This is a genomic window from Opitutus sp. sgz309028 (assembly GCF_059821195.1).
Genome location: NZ_JCAMRR010000002.1, coordinates 735,568 through 750,500, shown reverse-complemented (window position 1 = coordinate 750,500; position 14,933 = coordinate 735,568). Strand labels below are relative to the sequence as shown.

The 14,933-nt window shown below is 64.7% G+C and carries 13 protein-coding genes; 7 read left to right on the top strand and 6 right to left on the bottom strand.

What is annotated here, in order from left to right; translation table 11 throughout:
- Positions 1-33: 33 nt before the first annotated feature.
- The 6 genes from plsX (at position 34) to AC6RV7_RS08890 (ending at position 4,918) form a co-directional block, all read left to right on the top strand.
- Complete coding sequence (gene plsX / locus AC6RV7_RS08915; RefSeq protein WP_500093622.1) at positions 34-1,089, top strand: phosphate acyltransferase PlsX; 1,056 nt, start codon at positions 34-36, stop codon at positions 1,087-1,089.
- Positions 1,090-1,129: 40 nt separating this feature from the next.
- A complete protein-coding gene (locus tag AC6RV7_RS08910; protein ID WP_500093621.1) occupies positions 1,130-2,122 on the top strand; it encodes a beta-ketoacyl-ACP synthase III in 993 nt (330 codons plus the stop codon).
- Between the two features lie 12 nt (positions 2,123-2,134).
- Entirely contained in the window at positions 2,135-3,169 is a 1,035-nt protein-coding gene (gene bamD / locus AC6RV7_RS08905; protein ID WP_500093620.1) for an outer membrane protein assembly factor BamD, read from the top strand.
- Positions 3,170-3,251: 82 nt separating this feature from the next.
- Positions 3,252-3,773, top strand: a complete 522-nt coding sequence (locus AC6RV7_RS08900) for an LPS-assembly lipoprotein LptE (protein ID WP_500093619.1) — start codon at positions 3,252-3,254, stop codon at positions 3,771-3,773.
- 9 nt (positions 3,774-3,782) lie between these two features.
- Complete coding sequence (gene rpe / locus AC6RV7_RS08895) at positions 3,783-4,439, top strand: ribulose-phosphate 3-epimerase (protein WP_500093618.1); 657 nt, start codon at positions 3,783-3,785, stop codon at positions 4,437-4,439.
- A 23-nt stretch (positions 4,440-4,462) separates the two neighbouring features.
- Positions 4,463-4,918, top strand: a complete 456-nt coding sequence (locus AC6RV7_RS08890) for a GNAT family N-acetyltransferase (RefSeq protein ID WP_500093617.1) — start codon at positions 4,463-4,465, stop codon at positions 4,916-4,918.
- A 15-nt stretch (positions 4,919-4,933) separates the two neighbouring features.
- Here the strand turns inward: AC6RV7_RS08890 and lacZ are convergent, their stop codons facing one another.
- From lacZ to AC6RV7_RS08875, 3 genes are all read right to left on the bottom strand, one after another.
- The gene (gene lacZ / locus AC6RV7_RS08885; protein WP_500093616.1) at positions 4,934-8,155 is read right to left on the bottom strand and encodes a beta-galactosidase, LacZ type; all 3,222 of its coding nucleotides are present in this window, start codon (positions 8,153-8,155) and stop codon (positions 4,934-4,936) included.
- A gap of 152 nt (positions 8,156-8,307) precedes the next feature.
- Positions 8,308-9,906 (bottom strand): ABC transporter substrate-binding protein, encoded by a 1,599-nt coding sequence (locus AC6RV7_RS08880; protein WP_500093615.1) that lies wholly within the window; start codon positions 9,904-9,906, stop codon positions 8,308-8,310.
- A gap of 26 nt (positions 9,907-9,932) precedes the next feature.
- Positions 9,933-11,003 carry an ABC transporter ATP-binding protein gene (locus AC6RV7_RS08875; RefSeq protein WP_500093614.1) on the bottom strand — a complete coding sequence of 357 codons (1,071 nt, stop codon included), beginning with the start codon at positions 11,001-11,003 and terminating at the stop codon, positions 9,933-9,935.
- 119 nt (positions 11,004-11,122) lie between these two features.
- Between AC6RV7_RS08875 and hpt the strand changes: the two genes are divergently transcribed.
- Complete coding sequence (gene hpt, locus AC6RV7_RS08870; protein ID WP_500093613.1) at positions 11,123-11,707, top strand: hypoxanthine phosphoribosyltransferase; 585 nt, start codon at positions 11,123-11,125, stop codon at positions 11,705-11,707.
- Positions 11,708-11,728: 21 nt separating this feature from the next.
- Here hpt and AC6RV7_RS08865 read toward each other — a convergent pair whose 3' ends face one another.
- The 3 genes from AC6RV7_RS08865 to AC6RV7_RS08855 form a co-directional block, all read right to left on the bottom strand.
- Positions 11,729-12,112 (bottom strand): group III truncated hemoglobin, encoded by a 384-nt coding sequence (locus AC6RV7_RS08865; protein ID WP_500093612.1) that lies wholly within the window; start codon positions 12,110-12,112, stop codon positions 11,729-11,731.
- 99 nt (positions 12,113-12,211) lie between these two features.
- Entirely contained in the window at positions 12,212-14,242 is a 2,031-nt protein-coding gene (gene uvrB, locus AC6RV7_RS08860) for an excinuclease ABC subunit UvrB (protein ID WP_500093611.1), read from the bottom strand.
- A gap of 60 nt (positions 14,243-14,302) precedes the next feature.
- Positions 14,303-14,932, bottom strand: a complete 630-nt coding sequence (locus tag AC6RV7_RS08855; RefSeq protein ID WP_500093610.1) for a hypothetical protein — start codon at positions 14,930-14,932, stop codon at positions 14,303-14,305.
- Position 14,933 lies beyond the last annotated feature (1 nt).

Below are 14,933 nucleotides of genomic sequence, written 5' to 3'. Positions count from 1 at the left end.
TCGCCCCAGCCCCACGGTTTACCGTTCCCACGAATGGTCACCTCTTCGGGCGCAACAGGGCGAATCGCAGTCGACGCCATGGGCGGCGACCTCGGCCCCGCCGAGGTGGTAGAAGCCGTCCGTCTGGCGTTGCGCCAGTATCCGTCGCTTAACCCAATCACGCTGGTCGGCGACAAAGGGGTGCTGAACCCCTTGCTGCAACGCGCCGGGCTCGCTCATCGGGCCAACGTCTCCGTGCATCACGCCTCCGAGGTCGTGACGATGGAGGACAAGCCGATCATGGCGCTGAAGCGCAAAAAGGACTCGTCCATGGTCCGCGCCATCGAGCTCGTGAAGGACGGCGCCGCCAAGGTCGTCGTCAGTTGCGGCAACACGGGCGCCTTGATGGCCGCGGGCACGCTTCGCCTCCGCACCATGGACGGAGTCGCCCGCCCCGCGCTCGCCGCGGTCGTCCCGCGCGAGAACGGTCATTTCATTCTGATCGATGCCGGCGCCAATCCCGAAGCGAAACCGGAGCACCTGGTGCACAACGCGATCCTCGGCAGCCATTACTGCCGCGTGATGCTTGGCGTGAAGTCGCCCCGCGTGGGCCTGATGACGATCGGCACCGAAGAGGGCAAGGGCAACGCTCTCATCACCGAGACGAACGACCTGCTCCGCCGCACCGGCGACCTGCTCAATTACGCCGGGCCAATCGAAGGGTTTCATGTGTTTGCCGAGCATGTGGACGTCGTCGTGTGCGATGGTTTCGTCGGCAACATCATGCTCAAGAGCTGGGAGTCGCTCGTGAAATTTTTCTCGGGGATGCTGCGCGAGGAGTTGCAGGCGAACCCGATGCGCGCGACCGGCGCGCTGCTTTCGAAAGGCGCTTTCGCCGCGTTGAAGGAGCGCATCAATCCCGAACGCTATGGCGGCGCCCCGCTGCTCGGGTTGCGCGGCAACATCCTTAAGGCGCACGGCTCGTCCAATCGCCACGCGATCAAGAGCGCGATCCACGCCGCCGGCCAGATCATCCGCGCCGACATGAACCAGCACATCGAGGCGGACATCGCTCGCGCCAACGATTTGCTCGCCGTGCCCGTGGCCTGACGCGCCTGCTGCGCGTTCCGGCACCGCTGCGACCATTCTCATGGCTAACGCCTCCACTGTCATTCTCGGCACCGGCGCCTACGCTCCGGCCCGAGTGTTGAGCAACGACGAACTTTCATTGACGGTCGACACGTCCGACGAATGGATCCGCACCCGCACCGGCATTCGCGAGCGACGCATCGCCGCGCCGGATGAAAAAACCTCCGACATGGGCCTGAAAGCGGCGCAGGCCGCGCTCGCCGACGCGAAGCTCGCCCCGGAGAAGATCGATCTGTTGATCGTCGCGACCGTCACGCCCGACATGGCGATGCCCGCGACCGCCTGTCTGATCCAGCATCAGCTCGGATTGCGGACCGACGTCGCCTGCTTCGACCTCAACGCCGCTTGCTCCGGCTTCATCTACGCGCTCGACACCGCGTGCGCCATGCTCGCTTCGGGGCGCCATCGGCACGCCCTGGTGATCGGCGTCGAGAAGCTTTCGACCATCCTTGACTGGCAGGACCGCACGACCTGCGTGCTCTTTGGCGACGGCGCGGGCGCCGCAGTGATCGGATTGAGCGAGCGCCCCGGCGTCGGTCTGCTCGGCGCGAAACTCGGCGCGTCCGGGGAAAGCGCCGACCTGCTTTACGTTTCCACCGGCCACGGCGTGAACGGCTCCGCCCAGCATCCCACCCCCACTCCCGGCGGCGTGATCAAGATGAAGGGCAGGGAAGTCTTCAAACTCGCGGTGCGCGCGATGGACGAAGCCGCCCGGGATATCCTGGAACAACACGGCGTGACGGCGGATCAGATCGCGCTGGTGATCCCGCATCAGGCGAACCAGCGCATCATTGAAGCCATCTCGCAATACCTCGAGCTGCCCATGGATCGGTTCTTCGTCAACGTGGACCGTTACGGCAACACTTCCGCCGCCTCGATTCCGATCGCCCTCGACGAGGCCCGTCGCGCTGGCCGGATCAAGCCCGGGGACCTCACTCTCCTCGTCGCGTTTGGGGCGGGCTTGACCTACGCAAGCGCGCTGATTCGCTGGTAATTCCCTTTCTAAATGCGTTTCGATTCCGCACGCGCCCCGCGCTTCTGGCTCTTCCTTTCCAGCCTCTGCCTGCTCTTCGCCGCCACGGCCCGTGCCGATGTCGTCTGGCATCCCGATACCGGATGGCAGATTGAAGGGGGCGTGCTCGCCGGCGTCACCGGCCCGGCCGCGCGCAACGCCCTCGAGTTGATGAACCGCGCCCGCGAAGCGGAGGAACGCGGCAGCATCGGCTCGGCCCTCCGGTCCTACAAGCGCGTCACGAAGAAGCACCCGTCGTCCGCCTATGCTTCCGAGGCGCTCTACCGCACCGGCAAGCTCTACCTGCTGCGCAAGCAGTATTTCAAATCGTTCACGGCCTTCGCGCAGACCATCGCGACGTATCCGAATACCAAGCACTTTAACGACATCATCGGCGAGGAATACCGCATCGCCAGCGCCCTGCTCGACGGCGCGCGCAACCGCTACTGGGGCATCATCCCCGGCTTCCAGAATCGCACCCGCGCGCTCGAATATTTCGAGGTCATCGTCCAAAGCGCACCCTACAGCGACTACGCACCGCTCGCGCTGATGAACAAGGCGCGCGGCCAGCTCAAGCAACGCGACATCGAGGAGGCGATCGATTCGCTCGATCGCATGATCAATCTTTATCCCAACAGCCTGCTCGCGCCCGACGCCTACCTCCGCCTCGCCCAAACCCACGCGCAGCTCGTCGACGGTCCCCGCTACGATCAGGGTTCGACCAAGGAAGCCATCACCTATTTCGAGGATTTCCTCATCCTCTTCCCGAACGATGCCAACGTTCCCAAGGCCGCCGAAGGCCTGGACAAGATGAAACAGGTGCTCTCCGAGAGCAAAATCGTCATCGGCGATTTCTATTTCCACAAGCGCCGCAATTACACCGCCGCGCGCGTCTTCTACAACGAGGCGATCACCGCCTACCCCGATTCCCCCGTGGCCGAGCGCGCCCGGGTCAAGCTCGCGCAGGTCGAGGCCAGCGCCGCAGGCGGCGAAAACCTCAAGAAGAAGAAACGTTTCTTCTTCTTCTGAGTTCCCTGCCCGGCGCGCCGCGCAGCGGCCGGCAAACTCAGTCTTGCTCCGGCCGCGACGCTCCCGTCCACTCCGACGCGGAATGACTCGCCGGCTTTTTCTCTCCTCTCTCTGCCTGGCCGCACTGGCCTTCGCCGCCTTGACCGGCTGCGGCCATTACCAGCTCGGCACCGACGCCCAGCCCGGTTTCAGCACGCTCTACATCGAGCCGGTCCAGAACAAGACCCTCCTGCCGCAGGCCCACGCCGTCATCGGCACGCAGGTGCGCGCCGCGTTCGAACGCGACGGTCGCGTGACGCTCGTCGCCTCGCCCGAAGCGGCCGATGCGACCCTGCGACTCTCCGTGCGCGACTACCATCGCGACGTCACGTCCGTGCAGGAAGCCGACACGGCCCTCGCCCGCAAACTGACCCTCACGCTCGCGGTGGACTGCACGCTCCGCGATCGCCGCACCGGCCAGGCGCTGTTCACCGAACGCACCATCACGAGCCAGCGCGACGCGTTCGTCGACGGCGGCCAGCTCCAATCCGAATATCAAACCCTGCCGCTCCTCGCGGAAGCGCTCGCGAAAAAGGTCGCACACACCGTGCTCGACGTCTGGTAACCCGCCACGATGCACGCTCCCCTCCTCGCTCCTTCCCTCCTCGCCGGCGATCACGCCCACCTCGCCTCCAGCGCGCGCTTGGTGGAGGAACTCGAACTACCGTGGCTGCACGTCGACATCATGGACGGGCATTTCGTGCCGAATCTGACGTTCGGGCCCGGCACCGTGAACGCGCTGCGCCAGCACGGCATTAAGCTCTTCTTCGACACGCACCTGATGCTCGACGAACCGCACCGCTACGTCGAAGCGTTCGCCAAGGCCGGCTCCAACCAGATCACAATCCACATCGAGCCGGACTACGACCATGCCGCCACGCTCGCACACATCCGCGAGCTCGGCTGCCATCCCGGCATTGTCCTCAACCCCGATACCCCCGCGTCGGCGATCGAAGCCGTGCTGCCGCTCGTCGACCTCGTGCTCGTGATGACCGTGCAACCCGGCTTTGGCGGCCAGGCGTTTCGCACCGACGTGCTGCCCAAAATCCAGCAAATCGACACCTGGCGGCGCGAACGCCAGCTCTCGTTCCGCCTCGAGGTTGACGGTGGCGTCGATCTCGTGACCGCGCCGCAATGCCGCGCCGCCGGTGCCGACACGTTTGTCGCCGGCACGTCGTTTTTCAAAGCAACCGACAAAGCGGCGTTCGCTGCTGACTTCGCGAAACTCTGATCCGACTGCGAACGGCCCGCACCATGTCGTTCGAGCTCCGTCACGGCGACTATCTTGTCTCGGACGATCCCGCCCGCCTCGATCGGGCGGCGATTCACGCCTACCTGAATCGCACCAGCTATTGGGCGAAAGGCATTCCCCGCGAAATCGTGGACCGCTCCCTCGACCACTCGCTCTGCCTCGGCGTCTACACGTCCACCGGCGAACAGGTGGGACTGGCGCGGGTGATCACGGACTTCGCGACGTATGGCTGGCTCTGCGACGTCTTCGTGCTCGAAACGCACCGGCGTCACGGTCTCGGCAAGGCCCTCGTCCGCGCCGTGCTCGATCATCCGCGGCTGCAAACCGTGCGTCGGCTCGCCCTCGGCACGCAGGACGCGCACGGCCTGTATTCGCAATTCGGATTCACGCCGCTGCCTCATCCCGAAACGCACATGGAGAGGCGGAACCCCGCCGCGCCCCGCCTTTACCAGCGCTGATTGCGCGCGGCCGCCTCAATCGTCGACACGCGTGCGGCCCAGCGTCGCCAGATCCTCGCCGCCGTTCAGCACGTGCAGGCGATACCGATAGGTGGTCGGCCAGAGCCAGAGCATGAACGCATCATGGGGCATCGCTCCCCATGAATTGTCGCCGCCCAAACCCCGCTGCTTCAGGTCGAGATTCAGCGTCACGGTCTTCCGCGCCGGCAGCTGGTAAGGATAGAAATTTTCCTTCTGCGTCGCGGCGAAGAGATCCTCGGTCGCAGCATGCAGCGCATTCACGCTCAGCAACGGCTCGCCGACGGCGAGCAACCCGCGCCCCTGCGCATCCGTCAACGCCACCCACCGCACCGCCTCCTTGTTGCCCGTCTCCTGTGGTTTGATATACGAGAAAAACTGCTCCGCCACCATGCCGCGGTAAAGGCCGACGCGTGCGTCCTGCCGATCCCAATACGTCTCCTGCGGCCCCTTCCCGAGCCAGACGAGGCGGTCGAAACCCTCGCGCAACGTTGTCTGCATGCCGAAGCGCGGCAGCGTCGGGATCCGCCCTTCGCCCGGCCAGAAGGTCATTTCCACGCCGATGTCGCCGCTTCCCACCACCGTCCACGTCAGTCGTTGCTTCGAATTGAAGCGCTCGATCACACCGTCCGCCACGATCTCGATTCGCCCCGGACCGCTCTGCCTCACCTCGAGGGATTTCATCGTCCACGTCTCATGCGCATCGCGCCAGAGCCCCCAGCCACCGTCGCTCCACCCGTTCGCCGGCGGCTTCGTGTCCGGCATGTGGTTGCCGCGGTCGTTGTCGACGGGAGCCCGCCAGTAATGCGGTCCAAGCGGTTTCTCCAACAACTCCGTTTCGCCGGTGCGCAGCGAGACGAGCAGCCCCGTCTTCGCGGAAAACCGCGCCGCGAAATTTCCTCCCGTCACCGCGATTTCATCCGCGCCCCGCTGAAGCTCGAGCGGTGGCAGATTGGTCGACGCGACCCGCTCCGCCGGCGCGCTCCACGGAAGCGTGAACTGCTCCCACGCCACCTCATGACCGGCCTCCGCCCAGGGAGTGGTCGCGAGCAACTTGAAACTCACCTCGAGGAAATACTCGACGCCCGGCCGCGGCGTCACCGCCTGCACCGGCAGCGTCACCGTCTTTCGCTCCCGTGGGGCCAGCGCGAGGTCGGCGATGCGGCCGCGCTGGATCTCTTCGCCGTCGGCCGTCACCCGCCACTCGGCCGCGAGCCAGGCTTCCGCCGGCAGGAAATCCGCCCAGTTCTGCAGCTCGATTTCCGCCTTCGCGAGATCCCGCGCCACCATCTGGACCGGCTGGTAAACCTTCTTCACCTCCGCCAGCCCCGGGTGCGGCCGCCGGTCGGCGTCCACCAAACCGTTGGCACAAAAATTTCCATCCGACGCGACATCCGCCGGGCCGAACGTCCCGCCATACGCAAAAAAGGTTCCGAGCTTCGGATCCAGCGGGAGCGACTTCGGATTGTCGATGCGCTCGATCGTTCGCGACGCCGGCACGGGCGTGCGAATCCCCTGATCGACCCAATCCCAGATATAGCCGCCCTGGAGGTGTTTCGCGCCCGCGTAGATCGGACGCCAATACGCCCAGAGATCGCCCGTGCTGTTGCCCATCGCATGGGCATACTCGACCATGATGAACGGCTTCGGCCGCGGCATCGCGGCATACTCCGCGACGTGTTCAGGGTTCGGATACATCGGACACACCACGTCGCTCACCTGTGAACTGCGATCGCCTTCATACTGGACCGGCCGCGAGTTGTCGCGCGTCTTCAGCCACTCGTAGGTGCGCACGAAATTCTCGCCCGCCCCCGCCTCGTTGCCGAGCGACCAGGCAACGATGCTGGCGTGATTCTTGTCGCGCTCGAACATCCGCACCGTGCGATCGAGGTGCGCCGGCCCCCACTCAGGATCCTTCGCCAGCGATTCCGGCCCGTAACCCATCCCATGCGATTCGATGTTCGCCTCATCGATCACGTAGAGGCCATATTCGTCGCAGAGCGCATACCATTCGGGCGCGTTCGGATAATGGGACGTGCGGACGGCGTTGATGTTGTTCTGCTTCATCAAACGGATGTCCTCGATCATCCGCTCACGCGTCACGACCTGTCCGAGATCGGGATCGTGCTCATGCCGGTTCACGCCCCGGAACAGCGTCGGCATTCCGTTCACGAGGAACTGCCCGTCCTTGATCTCCACCGAGCGGAAGCCGACGCGCCACGGCACAACTTCGAGCACGGTTCCGTTCGCCTCGCGCAGCGTCAGCAGCAGCGTGTAAAGGTGCGGCGCTTCCGCCGACCACTTCAGCGGATTCTTCACCGTCGTCTCCAAGTTGAGCGGCGTTTCTTCGGACGCGCCGACGCCCACCGGACCGAGCGATCGCTCGAACACCGTGTTTCCGGCCGGATCGAGGAGTTGCGCTTCGACTACGACGTTTCGCGCGGGACCGGAGTAGTGCTTCACGCCGACCTTCAGCTCAAGTGTCGCATCGCGATAGTGCGCGTCCAACGGCGTCCGCACCGTGAAATCGCGCAGGTGCACCGGTGGCGTCGTCCACAGCGTGACGTCGCGGAAAATTCCGCTGAGCCGCCAGAAATCCTGATCCTCGAGATACGAGCCGTCGCACCAACGAAACACTTCGACCGCGAGCAGGTTTTCTCCCGGACGCAGGTGCGGCGTGAGACGAAACGTCGCCGGCGTGCGACTATCCTTGCTGAACCCCAGCTTCACCCCGTTCACCCAGACGTAGAAAAACGAGTTCACGCCATCGAACGTCAGGAACACCTCCTGATTTTTCCACGCGTCCGGCACGGCGAACGTCCGCCGATACGCCGAGACGTGATTGAACCGGTCCGGCACGAACGGTGGCTTCACCGGCGACCACGGGTAGGCGATGTTCGTATAGATCGGAATGCCGTAACCTTCGATTTCCGGATTCGACGGGACGCGAATCGTGTCCCATCCGGAATCGTCAAACTCCGGCTTCCAGAACTCCGCGACGCGAGTCGCCGGCGTCTCCGACCAGCGGTAACGCCACCTCCCGTTCAGGGTCTGCCGCCACGCCGACTTGTTCGCGTCGACGCCGAGCGCCGCCTGGCGCTGCGGGAAAACCGCCATCGTGGCGAACGGCGGCTCCACCCCCGCGTGCAACGCGCGCGGATTCTGCCAGTCGGCAGGCGTCTGGTTTTCTCCGGCGAACATCAGCGGGGTCGCAAGCATGCAGAGAAACGTCAGAGCAGAAACGAATCGGGGTCCGCAAAACGAAATGAAAGCGTTCATGGGGTGTCGACTTCCGCCGACACGATGCGCGATTTCCGCCAAAACGCACAACGAAACGCTGCGCAATTCTTGGCCAAAACCCGGCGCGGATCTCAATCCGCACCGGCGCCCCGCGCCAACGCTTCAGCCGCGGCATAATTGCGCCGAAAGTAGTCGCCGAGCCGGCGTGCCATCCGCACCTCGTCCACGCGATCCTTCGACGTCAGCGCCTGCTTGATCTCGCCGCCCGCGCGCTCGTAATCGACGGCCGATAGATCCTGCAACTGCGCCAGGGCGAGCGCCCGCCGCGGCTCCGGCGCCTCCGCAATCGCCGCCCACGCGGACGCCAGCTCGCGATGCGTATCCAAAGTCATGACGCGAATGATGAACGCCAGTTCGCGAAAAAGCCGCCCCGTGAACTCCTCGCGATAGATCAACCGCTCCGTCGCCGCATACGGCTCCGCCTCCGGATCGCTGCGGAACGGCTTCCACTCCTCGTGTTCGTAGAAGTCCTTGCGCACGGGAATCCGGCGCAACGCAAAACGCTCCGGCCCGCCCGGCGTGCCGGGTTTGAAATTCCACAGTTTCTGCCCGTCGAGCGACAGCGTGAATTCGATGAATGCTTCCGCCACCTCGCGATGCGGCGCGCCGCGCAGCAACGCGATCGGATCCACCGAGCTCACCGTGCCACCGCGCGGCGTCACGAAACCGAGACGCGACTCGCCGCTGGCGCGGTGCTGTGCGACCTCCGCCTGCGATCGTCCGTAGAAATCGATGCAAATGCCGACCGCACAGTCGCCCTGCGACACGTCGATCGGCGGCTTCTGCGACGAATCGGTGAAGTAGCGGGCATTCGCCCCGATCAGCTGCAGCACCCGCAAGCCTTCCACCCAGCCTGCGCGCACCGCCGACTCCGACGCGACGCCACCTGCGAGCTTCCGCTGGATCTGCTGCTGCACCACATTCTCGAACGCCTTCGCGATCGAGCTGCTCTTCGTCGGATCCGCCAAGGCAACTTCACCCCGATAGCGCGGATCCGTCAGATCGGTCCACTCCGCCGGCGGATGCGCGATCCCGAGCCGGCGCAGCGCATCGCGATTGTAAAGAATTCCGTAGCTGCTGAGCACGTTGCCGATCCAGCGGCCTTCGTCGTCCCAATAAGTCTCCCCGGCAAACGTGCGCGGAATCACGTCGTCGGTCAGCCAGTCGCGGTGACGCTCGAACGTGCGGCTCGGCACGATCCGGCCGGCTCGCGCCTGGGTCGCGAAATCGTAGGGGCCCCCGCCAAAAAACAGATCGATGCCGCAGCTGACATTCGATGCGAGAAACGCCGCGCGCGCCTCCCGCGCCACCGCCGGCGCATCATCCGCCAGCCGGCCGTTCGCGAAACTGCCCTGCACCTCGCTGCTCCAGGGGCGGCCGAGCTCGCGCGTCCAGTGGTTCTGAAACGCCGCCACATATTCAGATTCCAGATACCGCGCGATCTCGCTGGTCCCGCCCAGCACCCGCCAGTCCAGCGCCACCGTGCGGCCGGTCCGTTCGCGATACCAGCGGCGGAATCCCACGCCAAACTCGTGCCGGATCGCCTCGTTGTGCGGGGTGATGATCGTGAGCGTGTCGTCTGCCCGTTCGAGCGCGGCCCGCTTCGGCCGCAGCACGAAAGGCAGCGCCACCACCACCGCGAGTGCGACTAGAAGGACCCAGCGTTTCATCGGCGCGCGCGTTTCCCGTCGGCGCCTCAATCCCGCAGCACGACGATGTCTTCCGGCGCCGCGCTCGCGTAGAGCTCGCCGCGCGATTCCGCGCCGACAAACCGCGGATTGAGCTCGAAGATCTTCAGGGTCGTGCCGCCGGCGACGAAGTCGTATTGCGCGACCTCGCCAAGGTAAACGGATTCGCCGATCACGCCTTTCACGCCGTTGCGCGCCGGGCGTTCGCGGCCGAGGCTCCAGCACTCCGGCCGCACCGAAATCGTCACGATCTCGTTGACCGCCGGCCGCCCGGTCGGATCACCCGGCACGCCTTCGAACACGCCGATTTCGGTTTTCACCGTCACGCGATCGTTCGCGACGGCGACGACTTCGCCCCCGATGAAATCCGTCTCGCCGATGAAGTTCGCGACCGTCTTGCAGGTCGGTCGCCGATACACCTCGCGCGGCGTCCCCACTTGCAGGATACGCCCGCCGTCGAGGATGGCCATGCGATCCGAAATCGAGAGCGCCTCCTTCTGGTCGTGCGTCACGTAAACGGTGGTGAGGTTGAACTCCTTGCAGACGCGGCGGATTTCCGTGCGCATCTCCAGCCGCAACTTCGCGTCCAGATTCGACAGCGGTTCGTCGAGCAGCAGGCAGCGCGGCCGGATCACGAGCGCCCGCGCGAGCGCCACGCGTTGTTGCTGACCGCCTGACAGCTGGTTGGGTCGCCGGCCGGCGTAATCGCCCATCCGCACCGATTCCAGCGCCTCGGCCACGCGGCGTTTGATTTCCTCTTTTGGCACGCGCCGCTCCTCGAGCCCGAACGCCACGTTTTCCGCGACGCTCATGTGCGGCCACAGCGCGTAGCTTTGAAACATCATGCCCGTGTTCCGCTTGTGCGGCGCGAGGCGCGTCACGTCCTCCTCGCCGAACCGGATGCTGCCTTCCTCCGGAATGTAGAAACCCGCCAGGCTCCGCAGCAGGGTCGTCTTGCCGCAACCGCTGGGGCCGAGAAGGAAAAACAGTTCGCCCGGCTCGATGGTCAAATCCAGTCCGCGCAGCGCCGTCACCGTTCCGAAGCGCTTCGTCAGTTTCTCAATTCGAATCGAAATCATGCGGGCGTCACCGGCGCCGGAGGCAAGATTTCACCGGTGTTCAAGTCAAAGTAATAAACCCCCGCTGACCGCGGAACGGTTTGCCAGCGCCGCCGCAGTTTGTCTCGCTCGGCGCCTCGATGGCCGCTCCCAAAATCCGCGCCCGCAAACCCGCCAAGCTCCATCCGGCGCTGGAGTCCGTCCTCTTCACCGAGGACCAGATCAAGCGCCGCATCCGCCAGCTCGCCCGCGAGATCAAGCAGGTGTATGGCGACAAGGAGTTCACGATCGTCTCGCTGATCAACGGCGCCGTGATGTTCACGGCCGATCTCATGCGCGAAATCGACAATCCCGTGCGGCTCGATTGCGTCCGCGTCTCGAGCTACGGCTCCTCCACGCGTTCCGCGGGCACGCCGCAGATCGTCGCGTCGCTGACGCTCGACATCGCGAACCGTGACGTGCTGCTGATCGACGATATCCTCGATACCGGCAAAACGCTCGCGCTCGTCTCCGATCTCGCGCGCAAGCTCAAGCCCGCCAGCCTGCGCGCCTGCGTGCTGCTCGACAAGAAAGCGCGCCGCGAGGTCAAGTTCGAGGCGGACTTCGTCGGCTTCGAGATCCCCAACAAGTTTGTCGTCGGTTACGGCCTCGATTTCGCCGAGCGCTATCGCAACTTGCGCTGCATCGGCGTGCTCAAGGAAGAACTGCAAAAGCTGCCGGCGTAGTCGCGCCGGCCCCCGCTTCGCTCACAGCAGCCGGCCGGCCATCGGATCGATCAGGCCCATCCGCATCGCAAAGGTGTGCGCGATGCTCGCGGCGGCGTTCTTCGCCCGCGTCGCGCCCTCGCCTTCGAAGAGTTCGTCGACCGTCGCCTTGAACAGTTCGAGCCAGCGCGAGAAATGTTCCGCGTTCACCGGCAGCACCGCATGCGCCGGCCACGGCGCGCCGGCGTAACCTGGTTTGCCGAGAATCATCCCCGCCCAAAACGCATACATCTTCGGCAGATGATGCGCCCAATCGACGCGCGCGACGTCGTTGAAAATCGGATTCAACAGCTCGTCCTTCTGCACCTTGTCGTAGAACGAGTCCACCAACAGCTTGATATCCTCGTCGGTCGTGATGTCGCGCATGGCCGCGACACAACGGACGCGACCATGCAACGCAAGCCGGCGGCGCAGAATCCTTGACGCACATCAAGGCTTCGTGGCCCGCGTTCCCGTCGCGTTTGGCTATCGGCGGCGTCCGCGCGCCGGCGCCGCGTTCTTTTTCCGCCCGCCGTAGTTCGCGGGCTTGGCGGCTTTCCGATACTCGCCGGACTTCAAGGCATTGATTTGATCGCGCAACACCGCCGCCTTTTCGAACTCCAGCCGGCTCGCCGCCGCCTGCATCTCTTCTTCGAGTTCCGCGATGACGGCGGCGACATCGTCCACCGCTTCGGCGACGGTCGCCTCCTCGCGTTCGCCGCTGCCGTCGTAAACGTGCAAGCTCGCCTGCGCGGCCCGTTTCACGCTGCGCGGCGTGATGCCGTGCTCCTGGTTGTAGGCGAGCTGCTTTTCGCGGCGATACGCCACTGTCTCCATCGTGCGGCGGATCGATTCGGTGATGTTGTCCGCGTAAAAAATCACGCGGCCTTTTTCGTGACGCGCGGCGCGACCCGCCGTTTGCACGAGACTCGTTTCGCTCCGCAGGAAGCCTTCCTTGTCGGCATCGAGGATGGCAACGAGCGCAACTTCGGGCAGGTCGAGACCTTCGCGCAGCAAATTGATCCCGATCAGCACGTCGAAGTTGCCCAGCCGCAGATTGCGCAGGATCTCGACGCGCTCGATCGCATCGATATCCGAATGCAGATACTCGACGCGGATCTTCGCTTCTCGGAGATAACTGGTGAGATCCTCGGCGAGACGCTTCGTGAGCGTGGTCACGAGCACGCGCTCGCCGGCCGCGGTGGCGGCGCGGATTTCGCCGATGAGATTTTCCACCTGCCCCTTCGTCGACCGCAGCGCGATCTCCGGATCGAGCAGGCCGGTGGGCCGCACAAGTTGCTCGGCCACCACGGCGGAACGCTTCAGCTCGAACTCCGCCGGCGTCGCGGAAACATACAGCGTCTGCCCGGTGATCTGGTCGAACTCCTCGAAACTCTGCGGACGGTTGTCGAGCGCCGACGGCAGCCGGAAGCCAAAGTTCACAAGCGTCTGCTTGCGCGCGCGGTCGCCGTTGAACATTCCGCCGATCTGCGGAACGGTCGCGTGGCTCTCGTCGATCATCAGCAGGAAATCCTTCGGGAAAAAGTCGATGAGGCAGAACGGACGCTCGCCGGGTTTCCGCCCCGTGAGATGGCGCGAGTAGTTTTCGATGCCGTTGCAGAAACCCATCTCCTGCAGCATCTCGAGATCGTAGTTGGTGCGCATGCGCACGCGCTGGGCCTCGAGATACTGACCGCTCTGTTCGAAGAACGCGACGCGCTCCTCGAGCTCGGCCTTGATCGCGCCGATCGCCGGATCCAGCTTGCCGCGGGTCGTCACGTATTGATTGGCCGGGTAGAGGTCGAACTGGTCGAGCGTGCGCAGCACCTTGCCGCTCACGGGATCGAACTCGGTAATCGCCTCGACTTCGTCGCCGAAGAATTCCACCCGCAGGCCGTGCTCCAGATATGCCGGCATCACGTCCACGACGTCGCCGCGCACGCGAAACGCCCCGCGCTTCAGGTCGTAGTCGTTGCGATCGTAGATATTGTCCACCAGCCGCTCGAGGAAGCGGTTGCGCCCGAGGTGCTCGCCGCGACGGATCGGAATGCGCAGCTCGGTGAAATCTTCCGGCGAACCCAGGCCGTAGATGCACGACACGCTGGCGATCACGATCACGTCGCGGCGCGACACGAGCGAACTCGTCGTCGAGATGCGCAGGCGCTCGATCTCCTCGTTGATCGACGAATCCTTCTCGATGTAGGTGTCGCTCGACGGGATGTAGGCCTCGGGTTGGTAGTAGTCGTAGTAGCTGACGAAGTATTCGACGGCGTTTTCGGGGAAGAAATTCTTGAACTCCGAGTAGAGCTGCGCGGCGAGGGTTTTGTTATGCGAGATGATCAGGGTCGGGCGTTCGCATTGCGCGATGACGTTCGCCATCGTGAACGTTTTTCCCGAGCCGGTGACACCGAGCAGCGTCTGGTAACGGTTTCCTGCGTGAATCGAACGGACGAGTTTCTCGATCGCCTGCGGCTGGTCGCCGGTGGGCTGGTAGTCGGCGTTGAGTTTGAAGAGCATGAAAACGCACAACTCACTCCAACTCGGCCGCGTTTTCAACTGCGCGGCGGTGCCCGCGCCTCAAACCGCCGCGGCTCGACCCTCGCGCCAGCGTTTGAACGCCGCCGGCAGCAGCACCGGCACGAAAAGATACGCCGCCGCCCCGAGAAAAATCCAGCTCCGCGACCGCAGCCAGGCGCGCTGCAGATAATAGGAAAACGTCGCCTGGCGCGCCTCCTCCTCGCGGAGCGCATCGGTGACGCGGTCCCGCTCGATCTGCCGGCCGTCGCGCTCCCAGCGCACGCGTCGTAGTTCCTGCTGTACGTCGGCGAGCTTCGCCGCCGCGTCCGCGCGAAACGCCTGCATCCGCTCGAGCTGCTCCTCGTTGGCCTTCTGTTGTTCGCGGTTGCCGGTGAACCAGCTCCAGGTGTTTTTGATCTGTTCACGCTGGGCGATGACCTTGTCCGCCTGCACGACACGCGACTTCGCCGGCACGAGATCGACCTCGAGCTGATCGATCCGCTGCTGCACCGCTGCGAGCTCGGCGTCCAGTTGGGCGAGTTCCCGGCGCAACCGCGGCTCGCGATTGAGGTCACTCTCGTCGTTGATAAAAAAATAAAGTCCGAGCGCCGCCAACGTCAGCGCCGCGATCGCCACCACGGGGATCGCCTTGTCCGCGACGCGTCGGATGAGTCTGTGCAGCGCTTGCATG